At 73.0% G+C, this 15,260-nt stretch carries 12 protein-coding genes; 4 read left to right on the top strand and 8 right to left on the bottom strand.

Features of this window, described 5'->3' with window-relative positions:
- The first annotated feature begins 147 nt into the window (after window positions 1–147).
- On the top strand, window positions 148–831 hold the full coding sequence (locus BXY45_RS05215) for a fasciclin domain-containing protein (RefSeq protein ID WP_109773264.1): 684 nt from the start codon (window positions 148–150) through the stop codon (window positions 829–831).
- Between the two features lie 40 nt (window positions 832–871).
- Window positions 872–1,822: a non-homologous end-joining DNA ligase gene (ligD, locus tag BXY45_RS05220; RefSeq protein WP_211319241.1), complete on the top strand. Its 951-nt coding sequence runs from the start codon at window positions 872–874 to the stop codon at window positions 1,820–1,822.
- Window position 1,823: 1 nt separating this feature from the next.
- On the opposite strand, the gene BXY45_RS05225 is transcribed toward ligD, so the two are convergent.
- The 7 genes from BXY45_RS05225 to BXY45_RS05255 form a co-directional block, all read right to left on the bottom strand.
- The gene (locus BXY45_RS05225; RefSeq protein ID WP_109773265.1) at window positions 1,824–3,836 is read right to left on the bottom strand and encodes a gamma-glutamyltransferase family protein; all 2,013 of its coding nucleotides are present in this window, start codon (window positions 3,834–3,836) and stop codon (window positions 1,824–1,826) included.
- A complete protein-coding gene (locus BXY45_RS05230; RefSeq protein WP_109773266.1) occupies window positions 3,754–4,254 on the bottom strand; it encodes an HNH endonuclease in 501 nt (166 codons plus the stop codon). Before BXY45_RS05230 ends, BXY45_RS05225 begins: the two co-directional genes overlap by 83 nt.
- Before the next feature lie 405 nt (window positions 4,255–4,659).
- Complete coding sequence (locus BXY45_RS05235) at window positions 4,660–5,487, bottom strand: C40 family peptidase (RefSeq protein ID WP_109773267.1); 828 nt, start codon at window positions 5,485–5,487, stop codon at window positions 4,660–4,662.
- 367 nt (window positions 5,488–5,854) lie between these two features.
- A complete protein-coding gene (locus tag BXY45_RS05240) occupies window positions 5,855–6,532 on the bottom strand; it encodes an iron-dependent transcriptional repressor DtxR (RefSeq protein ID WP_109773268.1) in 678 nt (225 codons plus the stop codon).
- A gap of 36 nt (window positions 6,533–6,568) precedes the next feature.
- On the bottom strand, window positions 6,569–7,708 hold the full coding sequence (locus BXY45_RS05245; RefSeq protein ID WP_109773269.1) for a bifunctional 2-methylcitrate synthase/citrate synthase: 1,140 nt from the start codon (window positions 7,706–7,708) through the stop codon (window positions 6,569–6,571).
- Complete coding sequence (gene prpB / locus BXY45_RS05250) at window positions 7,705–8,637, bottom strand: methylisocitrate lyase (protein WP_109773270.1); 933 nt, start codon at window positions 8,635–8,637, stop codon at window positions 7,705–7,707. Before prpB ends, BXY45_RS05245 begins: the two co-directional genes overlap by 4 nt.
- Window positions 8,637–10,193, bottom strand: coding sequence for an MmgE/PrpD family protein (locus tag BXY45_RS05255; RefSeq protein WP_109773313.1), 1,557 nt, complete (start codon window positions 10,191–10,193; stop codon window positions 8,637–8,639). The genes prpB and BXY45_RS05255 overlap by 1 nt, the downstream gene beginning before the upstream one ends.
- A gap of 59 nt (window positions 10,194–10,252) precedes the next feature.
- Between BXY45_RS05255 and BXY45_RS05260 the strand changes: the two genes are divergently transcribed.
- Entirely contained in the window at window positions 10,253–11,632 is a 1,380-nt protein-coding gene (locus tag BXY45_RS05260; protein ID WP_109773271.1) for a cryptochrome/photolyase family protein, read from the top strand.
- 150 nt (window positions 11,633–11,782) lie between these two features.
- A complete protein-coding gene (locus tag BXY45_RS05265) occupies window positions 11,783–13,663 on the top strand; it encodes a methyl-accepting chemotaxis protein (protein ID WP_170131322.1) in 1,881 nt (626 codons plus the stop codon).
- 15 nt (window positions 13,664–13,678) lie between these two features.
- Here BXY45_RS05265 and BXY45_RS05270 read toward each other — a convergent pair whose 3' ends face one another.
- On the bottom strand, window positions 13,679–14,950 hold the full coding sequence (locus tag BXY45_RS05270) for an MFS transporter (protein WP_109773273.1): 1,272 nt from the start codon (window positions 14,948–14,950) through the stop codon (window positions 13,679–13,681).
- Window positions 14,951–15,260: the final 310 nt, after the last annotated feature.

The raw sequence follows: 15,260 nt of genomic DNA on the forward strand, positions 1-15,260 counted from the left end.
CGCGGGAGGCTGGGGCCTCACTGCGCTCTGATGCCGTTGAACAACTCGTGACCTGATCGTGACCCATCCATCTGCCCACCGGCTGCGAACCACCCGTGTCAGAGCGAACGAGCCGCCCACCCGGCGGCCCGACACGGAGGTACCCCCATGAAGCGCAGCCTCACCACCGCGTTCTCCGTCTCCGCCAGCGCCTTCCTGGTGCTCGGCCTGGCCGCGTGCGGCGGCTCCGCAGACCCCGGCTCGACGTCCGGCGGCGACATGAGCTCGACGGCGCCGTCGGACTCGATGACCTCGGCCGCGCCATCGGACTCGATGAGCTCCGACGCCGCGATGGCCTCCGGCCCCGTGGGCCCGGGCTGCGCCGACTACGCCGCGGCGGTCCCGAGCGGCGCCGGCTCGGTGTCCGGCATGGCGACCGCGCCCGTCGCGACCGCCGCGAGCAACAACCCGCTGCTCAAGACGCTCGTGTCGGCCGTCTCCGGCCAGCTCAACCCGAACGTCAACCTCGTCGACACGCTGAACGGCAGCCAGTTCACGGTCTTCGCGCCCGTGGACGACGCCTTCGCGAAGGTCGACCCGGCCACCATCGAGACCCTCAAGACCGACTCGGCGCTGCTGCAGAAGGTGCTGACCTACCACGTGGTGCCCGGCCAGCTCACGCCCGAGCAGGTCATCGGCATGCAGACCACCGTCGAGGGTCAGCAGGTGGACGTGACCGGCACCCCGGACAACCTCAAGGTCAACGGCGCGCAGGTCATCTGCGGCGGCGTGAAGACCGCCAACGCCACCGTCTACCTCATCGACGGCGTGCTCACCCCGCCCGCCAGCTGATGCACACCACCACGCGTCCGGCCTGGGGCAGGCTGGGCGCGTGGTGGACGCGGCGGCGCAGGTAGTCCAGATCGCGGGGCGGCGTGTGAAGCTCACGCACCTCGACCGCGAGCTGTGGCCGGGCGGACCCGGCAGGCGCGCGACCACCAAGGCGGAGCTCGTCAGCTACGTGCTCGACGTGGCTCCAGCGCTGCTGCCGCAGCTGGCCGGCCGGCCGGTGACGCGCGTGCGGTGGCCGCAGGGCGTGGGCGGCCCGCGGTTCTTCGAGAAGAACGTCCCGTCCGGCACGCCGCAGTGGGTGCGCAGCGTGGAGGTCAAGGGCACTGGCGACGACGACGGCGATGGCTTCGTCACGTACCCGCTCGTCGATGACGAGGCCGGCCTGGTCTGGCTCGCCAACCTGTCGGCGCTGGAGCTGCACACGCCCCAGTGGCGGCTCGACCCCTCCGACACCGGCGGTGCGGCCGGGGCCCGCCGACCGCCCGACAGGCTCGTCGTCGACTTGGACCCCGGTCTCGGCACGGGCCTGGCGGAGTGCTCCGAGCTTGCGGTGCTCGTGGCGGAGCGCCTGGCGGACGACGGGCTGGTCGCCGTCCCCGTGACCTCGGGCAGCAAGGGCCTGCAGCTGTACGCGCCGATCAGCGGGGAGCAGGGCGCCGACGTCGTCGCCGCGTACGCCAAGCGGCTCGCCGTGGGGCTCGCGAAGGACCATGCGTGGGTGACCGCGGTCATGACGAAGGACGTGCGGCGCGGGAAGGTGCTGCTCGACTGGAGTCAGAACAACGGCGCGAAGACCACCATCACACCGTGGTCGCCGCGGGGGCGCGAGCACCCGCAGGCGGCGGTGCCGCGCCGCTGGGACGAACTCGGCGATGACCTGTTCCAGCTGTCGCTGACCGAGGCTGCGCAGCGTTTCGCCACCGAGGGCGACCCGCTGGCCGGCGTCCTCACGCCCGATGCACCGCCCGGCCCGCGCCTGCCCGAGCGCTGACTCAGCGGCCGACGGCGTAGCCCTGCGCGCCGCGCGGGTTGGCCGCCGCGCGGATCCACCCGCCGTCCAAGGCCACCGCCGACAGCCGTCCCAGCGACCACCCGTCCACCGGTCGCACGTCCCAGCCACGCCGGGTCAGCCCCGCGGCGACGCTCGGACCGAACCGTTCCTCGATCACCAGCTGGGCAGGAGCCTCCTGGCGAGGCCAGAAGGAGCTCGGCGCGGTCTCGGTGTGGAAGGTCGGGGCGTCGACGGCGGCCTGGAGCGCGGTCTCGCTGGCGTGAGCGAGCCGGATCACGAACGGCAGCTGCCACGCGTCCTGCTGGTCGCCGCCGGGCGTGCCCAGCGCCATCCACGGCTCGCCGTCGCGCAGCAGCAGCGTCGGGGAGAGCGTGGTGCGCGGCCGGCGCCCCGGGCGCAGCGTCGACCCGAGCGTCGAGCCCCACCGCGCTGCCCGCGACCGCGAGCGCGGCGAGCCGCCACCGGGCAGCCAGCACATCTGCGCGCGCGTGCCCAGCGCGAAGCCCAGCTCGGGGATCACCGGCGAGCTCTGCAGCCACCCGCCGCTGGGGGTGGCCGAGACGAGGTTGCCCCAGCGGTCGGCGACGTCCACGTGGACGGTGTCGCCACGGCCCAGCTCCTCACGCGACAGCTCTTCACGCCGGTCGACCGTGGGCTCACCCACCGCTGGGCCCGCGTCCGCGAGCGCCTCTACGCGCGGCGGCTCTGGCAGCTGCGGCAACCGGCGGACGGTTCCGCCCGGCCAGCCGGGCTGGAGCTCGCTCTCGGCGTACTCGCCGAGCAGCGCGCGCCGCGAGGCGGTGTACGCCGGGTCGAGAAGTTCGGTGACCGAGGGCACGTCGGCGCCGTCCTCCTCCGCCCCCACCGGGTCTCCGTACCAGGCCTCGCGGTCCGCGACCGCGAGGTCGAAGGCGGCGGCACACGCGTGCACCCAGTCGTCGTCGTCCTCGTCCACCCCGTCGAGCTGCCCGTCGAGCAGGGCGAGCGCCTGCAGCAGCACCGGCCCCTGGCCCCAGGTACCGGTCTTGAGCACCTGCACGTCGCGGTACCCCCCCACCGCGGGCGGCTCGATGGTCGGCTCCCAGGCGGCGAGGTCGGAGCCGCGCAGCAGACCGGCGTGGACGGCGCCGGTGGCGTCGCGCCAGCGGGTAGCAGAGAAGAACCTGTCGACGACGTCGGCCACCTCGCCGCGGTACCAGTACTCGCGCGCGGCCTCGAACTCCGCGTCGCGACCGCCTCCTCGACGGCCAGCGGCCTCCGCGGCGGCCAGCACCCGGTCGTAGGTATCCGCCAGCGCGGTCAGGCGCAGCCGGGACCAGGGCTGCGGGGCGCGCGCGGCGCCGTCGTCCCCGGTGAGGTAGGTGGCGGCCGACGTCGTCCACGCACCCTCGCCCTGCAGAAACAGCGGCGTCACGGACTCCAGCGTCGCGGCGACGCGGGGCAGCACGGGCGCGCCGTGGCGGGCGTAGCCGATGGCCGGTTCGAGTACGTCGCGCAGCCGCCAGGTGCCCCACCGCTGGAGCAGGAGGGTCCACGCGCCGAAGGCGCCGGGCACCGTGGCGGGCAGCAGCCCGGAACCGGGGATGGCTGTGAGGCCGAGGTCGGCGAAGGCCTGCGGCGTCGCGGCGGCGGGCACGGGGCCCTGGCCGCAGACGACGTGCGCTCCACCGTCTGCCCCGCCCGCCGCGGACCACAGCACGATGGGCAGGTCGCTGCCGGGTCCGTTGAGGTGCGGCTCGACCACCTGCAGCACGAACCCGGCAGCCGCGGCGGCATCGAAGGCGTTGCCGCCACGTTCCAGCACCCCCATCCCGGTCTGACTGGCCAGCCAGTGGGTGGAGGCGACGGCCCCGAAGGTGCCGGTGATCTCGGGGCGCGTGGTGGGGAGGGGCACGCGCCCATCCTCACGCTCAGGCGGCGTCGAGCTCCGGCAGGTACCCGCCCCACAGGGGGCTGCGGTGCTCGCTACCGCGCAGCAGCCACGCCGCCCCATGCGGAGCGCGCAGGCGCACGCGCAGCTGCCAGCCCATCTCCTCCGGCGTCCGGTCACCCTTGACGCCGTTGCAGCGCAGGCAGCACGCGACGAGGTTCTCCCAGCTGTCACGGCCACCGCGGCTGCGCGGCAGCACGTGGTCGACCGTGCTCGCCGGGCGGTTGCAGTAGCCGCAGCGGTGCCCGTCCCGGCGCAGCACCCCGCGCCGGGAGACCGGCACGGACCGCCCGAACGGCACGCGCACGTAGCGATTGAGCACGATGACGGCGGGCCGGGGCAGCGTCACCGTCGTCGAGGCGACGGGCACCTCGTCGGCGACGACGACGTTCGCCTTGCCGGCCAGTACCAGTACCAGAGCGCGTCGCAGCGGGACCACCGCCAGCGGCTCGTAACCGGCGTTCAGCACCAGGGTCCTCACGGGGCCACCCCCTCGTCGAGATCGGTCCACGGGCTCAGGTCGCTCGGTGGCGTCATGGGAAGGGCACCCGACACCGCCCCAGAAGACAGCGCCCCAGAACGGCGACAGGCGCCGTCCCGTGAGGGACGGCGCCTGTGAACAGGGCTGAGGGGCTGGCCGGGCTGGTGGCACGGCGCGCGACAGGGCGCGCGGCACTGGACCTGAGCACCGGCTGGCCGTGGAGGTACTGGCGACGATGGTGGAGGCGCTGCCGGCACGCAAGGCGACCCGGGAGGCTCGGCTGGGCGAGCGTCCCGCGCTGCGGATGTGGCGGCACCACGGGGGAACTGTACGTCGGGACGGCGCTGTCGAGCCTGTGCTTAACCCGTTGTTCTCGTCACGGGCTGGTCACGTGCCAGTGAGTCGTCAGGCGACGCGGGTGAAGACCACCGAGGACGACCAGATGTCGTGCACACCGATGGTCTTGCCGGTGCGCGGCGAGTCGATCATCTTGCCGTCGCCGAGGTAGATCCCGTTGTGGTAGACGCCGCCCTTGCCGGTGAAGCTGACGATGTCGCCGGCCTTGGCCTCGGACGCGGAGATGCGAGTGCCGGAGGAGGCCTGCTGGGCGGCGGTGCGAGGCAGGTCCTTGCCCAGCTGGGCGTAGACGTAGCGCACGAAGCCGGAGCAGTCGAAGCCGGCGGGCGTCGTGCCACCGAAGCGGTACTTGATGCCCGTGTACCGCTTGGCGATGTCGATGACCGAGGCGTTGGAGACGCTCCCGGAGGGGATCGGCGCCGCAGAGCCGTCGTCGCCGGGCTCCGGGGGGCCGGCGTCGACGTTCGGGTCGCTGTCGTCGGGGGTGGCGTCCGAGGTCTGCGCGATGCGGCTGGCGTCGCGGGCTTCCTTGGCGGCCTGGAACCTGTCGTTGGCGCGCGAGGCGCGCTCGGCGATGGCGGACCGCTCACCGGCGCTGACGCGCATATCGTGCTGGTACTGGCCCGCATCGACGGTCGTCAGTGACGTCAGGGCGAAGCTGACCTGAGCCTTGGCGGGAGCGGTGACGGCCGAGGCGCTCTGGGTGGCGGTGTCACCGGCGGCGTCCGAGCCGACCAGCGGTGCGGCCACGGCGGGCAGGCCCATGGTGACGAGCAGGCCACCGCTGACGGCGATGACGGCGGAACGGCGACCGACGGTGGTCGCGTTCACGGAGACGGCATCGCCGATGACGGCCAGGGGGGTACGGGTGCGCACCGGACGGCGGTGACGCGCTGCAGTCCTGCTGTTCGCGGACATGTCGACCACTCGGCCTCTCCGTCGCCTGCGGGGTGAGCTGTCGGGTTCGGGCGAGAGGTCATCGCCCGGCGCGCACCGTCCGGGGTCACCGGGCCGGGTGCGCGCTGCACCCCGAGGAGCTCCGCCAGGAGCCCCATGGAACGTGGGTCCCCCGCCCCTGCCAGCGGTGTCCGCCCGACCGCGCCCGGTGGCAGGGTTCAGCGCCCGGTGCGGACCTCGTGAGGTTTCTCTCGAGGTAGGACTGACAGTAGTGACGCGTGACTCTGCGTTCTGGGAACTTGAGTCGGTGGCTAAACGTGACCTGGGTCACACGCCCGTGAGGACGTCACACACTCACGACGAAGACGTGGACGGCGACGTCGTCAGACAGCACCTCGCCGGGTTCCCCCACGAGTACTCCCCCGGCCACCCGCGACACCTGCACCGTGCTGCCGGGGCGCAGCCCCAGCGCCGAGAGCCGCAGCATGGCCGTCAAGTCGGCTTGCGCCGGCTCACCGACGCGGCGCACCTGCACCTCCACCGGGGTGGCCGATGCCGCGGCGACCAGCGTCTGCAAACCGTCGAGGGTGTCCGGGACGTCGACGCCACCGATCGCGGCCAGGCCTGGGATCGGGTTGCCGTACGGGTCTTCCTCGGGAGCGTGCAGCAGGTCGAGCAAGCGGCGCTCGACGCGCTCGCTCATGACGTGCTCCCAGCGGCAGGCCTCGTCGTGGACGTACTCCCACTCCAAGCCGATGACGTCGATGAGGAGCCGCTCGGCCAGGCGGTGCTTACGCATCACCTGGGTGGCGCGCTCGCGCCCCAGCGCCGTGAACTCGAGATGCCGGTCACCGCTGACCACCACCAGCCCGTCGCGCTCCATCCGCGCCACCGTCTGCGAGACGGTGGGGCCGCTCTGCTGGAGACGCTGGGCGATCCGCGCACGCAGCGGAACGGTGCCCTCCTCCTCGAGCTCGAAGATGGTCTTGAGGTACATCTCGGTGGTGTCGATGAGGTCGCTCACGCAGCCCACCCCTTCCCTGCCGGTCCTGTGACCAGCCTAGTTGCCGGCGATCGTCCGCCGGCCGGGGCCGGTGTACTCGGAGAGCGGCCGGATCAGCGCGTTCGCCTCCACCTGCTCGCGCACGTGCGCCGTCCACCCCAGGACCCGCGCCATGACGAAGAGCGGCGTGAAGAGTTCCGTATCGAAGCCCATGAGCGCGTACGCCGGCCCGCTGGGGTAGTCGAGGTTGGGGTGCAGGCCGGTGGCCTCGGTCATCGCCGACTCGATGGCGTCGTAGAGCTCGGCGAGGTCGTAGCGTCCCTCGCGCTCCACCAAGACATCGAGGGCGGCCTTCATGGTCGGCACGCGCGAGTCGCCGGTCTTGTACACGCGGTGCCCGAAGCCCATGACCGTGCGCTTCTCCGCCCGCGCCCGCGCCACCCAGCCAGCCGCCCGGTCGGCGGTGCCGACCTCGGCGAGCACGCCCATGACGGCCTCGTTGGCGCCGCCGTGCAGCGGGCCCTTGAGCGCACCGACGGCCGCGGTGATCGCGGAGTGGTAGTCCGCCAGGGTGCTCGTCACCACCCGCGCGGTGAAGGTGGACGCGTTGAAGGAGTGCTCCGCATACAAGATCATCGACACCTCGAAGGCGCGCACCACCTCGGGCGCCACCTCCCCGCCGAACGTCGCGGCGAGGAACGCCGCGCACCAGCCGAGGTCGGTCCGCAGCGGCAGCAGCTCCAGACCGCGCCGTCGACGCTGGATCCGCGCCACCACCGCCGGCAGCTGCGCGAACAGCTGCAGGGCGCGGGCGAGGTCGTCCTCGCGGGTGCGCTCCTCCGGCGCCAACGTCGGCCATGTAGCGCCGATGGCGCTCACCGCCGTCCGCACGAGGTCCATCGGGTGCGCCTGCACCGGCAGGGCATCGAGGACGGCGACGACGGCGTCCGGCAGCTCCCGCTGCGCCCGCTCGGCGCGCTCGAACGCCGCCAGCTGGCGGGCGTCGGGCAGCTCCCCGTACCAGAGCAGGTACGCGACCTCCTCCAGCGAGCAGCGGGCGGCGAGGTCCTGCACGGGGTACCCGCGGTAGAGCAGCTCCGACGGCCCGGTGGCCGGTGCGGTCACCGAGGACACCGCGGTGGTGTCGACGACGACGCCCGCGAGGCCCCGCTTCACCTCGTGCACGATCGTGCTCATGCCTGGAGGCCCTTCTTTCCGTCGGGCACCTCGAAGGTGAACACGTCGGCGTCGAAGTCGTTGTAGCCGGCGTAGTCGATGAGCTCGTACAGCCGTGCGCGCGTCAGCATCGACGAAACCTCCCCTTCGAGGGTCCCCGTGGTGGCGAGAGCGTCCAGCGCCCGCTCGACGGCGCCCATCGCCGTCCTGAGCAGGCTGACGGGGTGCAGCGCGATCCGCACGCCGACATCGGCCAGCTGGGCGTGGGTGAACAGCGGCGCCTTGCCGAACTCCGTGAGGTTGGCGAGGACGGGAACGTCCACGGCCGAAACGACGCGCTCGTAGTCGGCCAGGGTCAGCATCGCCTCGGGGAAGACGGCGTCGGCTCCGGCGTCGACATAGGCCTTGAGCCTCTCGATGGCGGCGTCAAGACCCTCGACGGCGCGGGCGTCGGAACGGGCCATGATCAGCAGGTCCGGGTCGCGCCGGGCGCGGACCGCAGCGGCGATGCGCTGGGCCGCCACCTCCCGGGGCACCACCTGCTTGCCGTCGAGGTGACCGCAGCGCTTGGGGTTGACCTGGTCTTCCAGGTGCAGCCCGGCGATCCCGGCGTCCTCCAGCACCTGCACGGTGCGGGCGACGTTCATCGGCTCCCCGAAGCCGGTGTCGGCGTCGACGAGTACCGGCAGGTCGGTGGTGCGGGCCACCTGCGCGGCGCGCGCAGCGACTTCGGTCAGGGTGGTGAGGCCGATGTCGGGAAGGCCCAGCTCCGCCGACACCACCGCGCCGGAGACGTAGACGCCCTCGAAGCCCTTGCCGGCCACGAGCGAGGTGGAGAGCGGGGTGAACGCCCCGATGAAACGGAGCAGCGCTGTCCCCTCCGTCGGCTGCACCAACGCGCTCCGCAGCGCCTGACGCTTCTGCGAGGCCGTCGTCGCCGCGTGGAGCATCAGAACAGCCCGCCCGCCGGGGTCGAGACCCGAGCGCGCACGGTCAGCTGTGAGAGCTCACCCGGCTCCAGCTCGGGCAGACGCTGGGCGACACCGAGGAAGCGCTCCACCTCGTCGTCGTCGAGAACTCCCTGCGCCAACGTCCGGAACTTTGCGACGTAGTCGGCACGGGCGAACGGCCGCGCACCGGCGGGGTGGGCGTCGGCGACGGCGATCTCGTCCACGATCCTGCTGCCGTCGGCCAGCTCGGCCTCGAGGCGACCGCCGAACGCCCGCTGCATCGGGTCCGGCTCGTGGTAGCGGCGGGACCACTCGGGGTCTTCGACCGTCGCAATCTTCTGCCACAGGGCCACGGTGTCAGCCCTCCCGGCGCGCTCGGGGGTGTAGCTGCGCTCGTGGTGCCAGCCGCCGTCCTGCAGGGCCACCGCGACGATGTACGGGATCGAGTGGTCGAGGGTCTCCCGGCTCGCTGTCGGGTCGTACTTCTGGGGGTCGTTCGCGCCGGAGCCGATGACGTAGTGGGTGTGGTGGCTGGTGTGCAGCACGATCGAACGCACCTGCGACGGGTCGCGCAGCGCCGGGTACTTCTCACCGAGCCTGCGGGCCAGGTCGATCCACGCCTGCGCCTGGTACTCCGCGGAGTGCTCCTTGGTGTAGCTGTCGAGGATGCCGCGCCGCTGCTCACCTGCTTCCGGCAGTGGCACCTCGTAGACGTGGCCGAAGCCCGACAGGAGCCGCGCGATGACGCCGTCCTCCCCCTCGTAGATGGGGGTGGGGCTGGTCTGGCCGCGCATGGCCCGGTCGACGGCCTCGATGGCGACCTTGCCCGCGAAGGCCGGGGCGTGCGCCTTCCAGGTGCTGATCTCGCCCTTGCGTGACTGCCGCGTGGCGGTGGTGGTGTGTAGCGCCTGGCCGATGGCGTGGAAGACCTGCTCGGTGGGCAACCGCAGCAGCGTGCCGAGGCCCGCCGCCACCGACGGGCCGAGGTGGGCGACGTGGTCGATCTTGTGCTCGTGCAGGCAGATGCCGCGCACGAGGTCGATCTGCACCTCGTACGCGGTGACGAGAGCCCGCACGACATCAGCGCCGTCCGTGCCACCGTGCGGACCCTGGCTGGCGGCCAGGTGCTGGGCGACGGCGACGATCGGCGGGATGTTGTCGCCCGGGTGGGAGTAGTCGGCAGCGAGGAACGTGTCGTGGAAGTCGAGCTCGCGTACGGCGACGCCGTTGGCCCACGCGGCCCACTCCGGGCCATAGCGCCCAGGCGCGCCGTGCACGGTGGAGCCGGTGCCCTGGCTGGGGGCCGCCCCGGTGGCCGGGTGCGCCATGGCCTGGGCGCGAGCGGCGACGACGGGCGCGCGCGTCAGGGAGGCGGTGGCGACGGCGGCGTCGTCGATGACGCGGTTGACGATCATGTCGACGACAGCTGCGTCGAGGTCATCGATGTCCGCGAACGCAGACGTGTCCGTGGCGAGCTGGGCCAGCTTCCACGCCAGCTGCTCCTCGCGAGGCAGGTTCTCGTCACTGCGGTGGGCTCGGACCTGGTGCGCCTTCACGACGCTCACGCTAACCAGCCCCGGTGGCCGACGCCCCCTCCCCCTGACACGCTCGCCACGTGACCTCGACCGTGCTCTGGCTGCGCCGCGACTTGCGCCTGCGTGACCACCCGGCCCTGCTGGCCGCCGCCTCCGAGGCCGGCGGCTCCGGCGTCCTCCCGCTGTTCGTGCTCGACCCGGCCCTCCTCGGCCCCGCCGGCCCGACGCGCACGGCGTGGCTGTTCCGGTCGCTGCGGGCGTGGTCGGCCAGCGCCGACGGCGCCCTGGTCGTGCGCTCCGGGAAGCCTGAGGACGTCGTCCGCGACGTGGCCCGCGAGGTCGGCGCGGAGCACGTGCACGTCACCGCCGACGCCGGCCCGTACGGCCGCTCCCGTGACGAACGCGTGGAGAAGAGCCTGGCGGAGGACGGCGTCGGCCTGGTCCGCACGGGCACGCCGTACGCCATCGGGCCCGGCACGGTGGTGAAGGGCGACGGTGGCCCGTTCCAGGTCTTCACACCCTTCTCACGCGCCTGGACGGCGCACGGCCATCCGTCCCCCGCCGCATCACCCCCGGACGACCTGCGCTGGGTGCGCCGGGTCGACGGCGAGGAGATCCCCGCCGACCCCGACCTCGGAAACCTCTCGCTCCCCGACGTCGGCGAGGAGGCCGCGCTGCGACGCTGGGAGGCGTTCTCCGGCCGCCTCGCCGACTACGACACCGACCGCGAGCGCCCTGACCGCGACGGCACGTCGCAGCTGTCAGCGCACCTCAAGTACGGCGAGGTGCACCCGCGCACGCTGCTCGCCGACCTCGCCGCGGGCCCGCACGGCTCGACCAAGGGCGGGCAGACGTTCCGCACGGAGCTGATCTGGCGGGAGTTCTACGCCGACGTCCTGTGGCACCGGCCCGACTCCGCGCGCGAGTACTACCGGCCGCAGCTGGCCGGCATGCGCTACGCCTCGCCCACCAGCGGCGACGGCGCGGAGCACCTGGCGGCCTGGCAGGAGGGGCGCACCGGCTACCCCTTCGTCGACGCCGGCATGCGCCAGCTGCTCGCCGAGGGGTGGGTGCACAACCGGGTGCGGATGGTGGTGGCGAGCTTCCTCGTCAAGGACCTGCACCTGGAGTGGCAGCTGGGCGCGCGGCACTTCATGCGGTGGCTGCGCGACGGCGACCTGTCCAGCAACAACCACGGCTGGCAGTGGACGGCGGGCTCCGGCACCGACGCCGCACCGTTCTTCCGCGTCTTCAACCCCGTCAGCCAGGGCGAGAAGTTCGACCCCGACGGCGCCTACGTGCGCCGCTACGTGCCCGAGCTGCGCCACCTCGCGGGCAAGGCCGCGCACTCCCCGTGGGACCACGCCGGCGGGTACGACCACGGCTATCCGCAGCGCATCGTCGACCACAAGGTCGAGCGCGAGGAGGCCCTGGCCCGCTACGCCGCCGTCCGCTCCTGAGCCGCCGGCGAGTGCTGGCACGGGGACTGCGCCATCACGGTGATGCGGCGCTCCCGGGGCACAGCCGGGGCCTCCGACCACCGATCCCCAAGATCACGCGCCTCACCCCGCACCCCGCGGTGGTCACCGCAGCGCGACAGGGGAGAGCAGATGCTGCACGCAGGTCAGGTCCTCCTGGGGCGCCTCGCGTTCGCGCAGAAGGCGGCGGTCATCGCGCTGGTCATCCTCGTGCCGCTGGGCATCCTCACGCACGGCCAGTACGCGGCGATCCGTTCCCAGCTCGACTTCGCCGCGGCGGAGCGCGACGGCGTCGCCTACCTGCTGCCCACCCTGGCCCTGCTGACGGATCTCACCGATATCAGGCTCACCCTGGCGCAGAAGGCCGAGGCCAGCACGGCTTCACTGGCGGAGCGCACCGCCGCCGTCCAGCCCGTGGAAGACCGCCTCGGCCAGGAGCTGGCCACCTCCCAGGCATGGTCAGCGGCCCAGTCGGCCATCACGGCGCTGCCCGCCACGCTCACCCTGACAGAGGCCGCTCACACCAAGGCCCTCGACGCTGCGATCAACGCCGTGCAGGACGTCATCACCGCCGCCTCCAACGGGTCCCAGCTGACGTTCGACCCGGAGGCACCCTCCTACTTCGAGTGGAACACCTCCGCGAACTCCGTCCCCGCGCTGCTCGACGCCGCCTCCTGGGCGGCCCTGCTCGCGGTGACCGGCGGTTCGGAGGCCGATCGGGCCGTCGCCGCTGACCACATCGCCAGCACCAGCGGGGCCGTCACCCGTGACCTGGTGTCCTTCGGGCGCACCACCCCGGTACCTGACGACATGGCCACGTCCGCCGAGCAGCTCACCGCACAGGCCGGCCAGCTCATCACGCCGGGCAACAGCCCGCAGAAGATCACCGAGACGGCCGCCGCGCTGGCCGAGAGCGCCAAGACCTATCTCTCCGCGGCCACCACGCGCCTGGACGCCCAGATCGCCAACCGCGAGGCCAGGCTGCGCACGCAGCTGGTGACCCCGCTGCTGGAGACCGGCGTCGCCGTCCTCGTCGCCGCATGGCTGTTCACGGCCTTCATGGTGACGACGTCGCGGCAGCTGCGGTCGGTGCTGTCGGCTCTGGCCGGCCTGTCGGGCGGCGAGCTGAGGGTCGACCCGTCGATCCGCGGCCGTGACGAGCTCACCGCCATGGAGTCAGCGGTGCAGGGCGTGTCGGCGCACGTGGCGAGCGTGCTGCGCGAGATCGAGTCGACGTCGGCGCAGCTCCTCCAGGCATCCTCCGAGCTCAGCGAGACCTCCCGGACCGTGTCGACCGCCGCCGCGTCCACCCGCGTGTCGGTGGGGTCGCTCCAGGACGCCGCGCTCCACGTCCACGAGGGCACCGGTCACCTCAGCTCGGCCACGGTGCAGATGTCCGCGGCCATCGCCGAGATCGCCTCCGGCACGTCGCGGGCCGCCGACGTGGCCGCTGACGCCGTCGCCGCCATTGACGCGGGTCGCGAGGTCGTCGGTGACCTCACCACGGCCGCCGGGCGCATCGGCTCGGTCTCCGGGTTGATCTCCTCCATCGCCCAGCAGACCAACCTGCTCGCCCTCAACGCGACCATCGAGGCGGCGCGGGCCGGGGAGGCCGGCAGCGGCTTCCGGGTGGTCGCGGAGGAGGTCAAGGGGCTCGCGGCGCAGACCGCCGGGGCCACCGAGGCCATCACGCAGGACGTGACCGGCGTGCAGCAGCACACGGACACGATGTCGACCACCGTCGAGGCGATGCACGCGGTGATCAGCGACATCTCCACCCAGCAGAAGGTCATCGCGACCGCGGTGGACGAGCAGTCGGCGGCCACCGCCGCCATCCAGACGGCGCTGCAGTCCACCGCGAGCGCGGCCACGGACCTCACCGACGCCGTCCGGATGGTGGCCGAGCAGGCCGCCGAGACGGCAACGTGCGCCGAGCGCACCCAGAGCACCGCCGCCGATGTCGACAGGCTCGGGCGGGAGCTCACCGAGCTCGTGGGGCGCTTCGCGCTCTGAGCCTCGGGAGGCCGGTCACGGGACGGGCTTGCGGGAGTCGTACTGCAGGAACGTCCGCTGCCAGGTCATGAGGACGACGACGGCGAGCACGCACGCGAGGCCGCCGACCACCGCCGCCAACGCCTCGCCCAGGGCGTCGGCGTCGGCTCCGGCCACGAGGTCGCCCAGGCGCGGGCCTCCCGCGACGACGACGATGAACACGCCCTGCAGGCGCCCGCGGGCCCAGTCGGGCGCCGCGGACTGCAGCACGGTCTGGCGGAACACCGAGCTCACGGCGTCGGCGGCACCCGCGGCGGCCAGTGCGGCGCACGCCGCCCACAGGTGCCACGACGTCCAGGGCGAAGCCGACGGCGCCGCCAGGAGCAGCACGAGGCCGAACACGACGATGGACGCACCCCACGCCGCCACGGACACCGCGATGGCCACGCCGTGGCGGTGGACGCGCCCCAGCGGCCCGGACACCAGGCTGGCCAGCACGGACCCGACGGCCACGGACGAGGCGAGCACGCCCGCCGTCGTCGCCCCTCCCCCGATGAGCACCGCCCCCACAGCGGGGAACAGCGCGCGGGGCTGGCTGAGCACCATCGCGGCAAGGTCGATCAGGAACGTCATGCGGACGTTGCGCCAGCCGCGCAGCAGGCGCAAGCCTTCGAGCACGCTGGCCAGGCCCGCTTTGCGCGCCCCGCCGAGCGGGGGCAGCGGCGGCAGGCTGAGCACGGTCGCCAGGGCGACGAGGAGCGTGACGACGTCGATCGTGTACGCGGGCCCGAAGCCCACGGTTCCCACGAGCAGACCGCCCAGGAGCGGGCCGACGGTGACGCCGAGGTTCATCGACAGCGTGCTGAGGGCGTTGGCGGCGGGCAGCTGCTCGACGGGTACGAGCATGGGGACGATCGCCGTGCGTGCCGGTGAGTTCACCGCGAACGCGGCGCTCTGCAGCGCCACCAGCCCCAGCAGCAGGCCCACCGAGCCGATGTCGAGCCAGGCCTGGGCTGCGATGAGCACCGAGGCGACCAGCAGGGCGCCGGAGGACAGGACGACGACGCGGCGCCGGTCGTAGGCGTCCACGAGGGCTCCGCCGTACAGGCCGAGCACCACCAGCGGCACGAAGGAGACGAGCCCGACCATTCCCACGGCCAGCGACGAGCGGGTGAGGTCGTAGACCTGCAAAGCGACGGCAGTGACGCCGAGCTGGCTGCCGACCCCGGCGAGGGTGAGGCCGATCCACAGGCGCCGGTACTCCGGCGAGGAGCGCAGCGGGGCCGTGTCGAGGAGCAGGGCGGACACGAGGGTCCATGGTGCCTCAGGCACCTGGACTCATCCGGCGCTCATGCACTCCCATCCCTCGCACTCGCGTGCCTGAGTGCGGCTTCGACCGGCGCCGAAGGAGCACTGAGGGGCTCGAGTGCACGTTCGGAGGCAGGCGCAGGCGTGGAAGAGCCCGCGGGCTCCCCTTCGACCTGAAGGGGGCGTCGCGCTGGACGAGGGCGCGACTCCCGCGGGCTCCGGTGACTGCCTGGTTCTCGCAGGCCGTCCGGGTGGCTCACGCTGCCGTTCGGCTAGCGGGCAGTCACCTCACGCGTCCGAAAATCAACCA

The sequence above is a fragment of the Quadrisphaera granulorum genome, from assembly GCF_003149145.1.
GTDB classification, from domain to species: domain Bacteria; phylum Actinomycetota; class Actinomycetes; order Actinomycetales; family Quadrisphaeraceae; genus Quadrisphaera; species Quadrisphaera granulorum.

Excerpts from the sequence above, each read along its gene's own strand:
- BXY45_RS05225 (WP_109773265.1), bottom strand. The coding sequence starts at position 3,836 with ATGGGGCGGCGTGGCTGCTGCGCGGTAGCGAGCACCGCAGCCCCCTGT.
- BXY45_RS05265 (WP_170131322.1), top strand. The coding sequence starts at position 11,783 with ATGCTGCACGCAGGTCAGGTCCTCCTGGGGCGCCTCGCGTTCGCGCAG.
- prpB (WP_109773270.1), bottom strand. The coding sequence starts at position 8,637 with ATGCTCCACGCGGCGACGACGGCCTCGCAGAAGCGTCAGGCGCTGCGG.
- BXY45_RS05215 (WP_109773264.1), top strand. The coding sequence starts at position 148 with ATGAAGCGCAGCCTCACCACCGCGTTCTCCGTCTCCGCCAGCGCCTTC.
- BXY45_RS05245 (WP_109773269.1), bottom strand. The coding sequence starts at position 7,708 with ATGAGCACGATCGTGCACGAGGTGAAGCGGGGCCTCGCGGGCGTCGTC.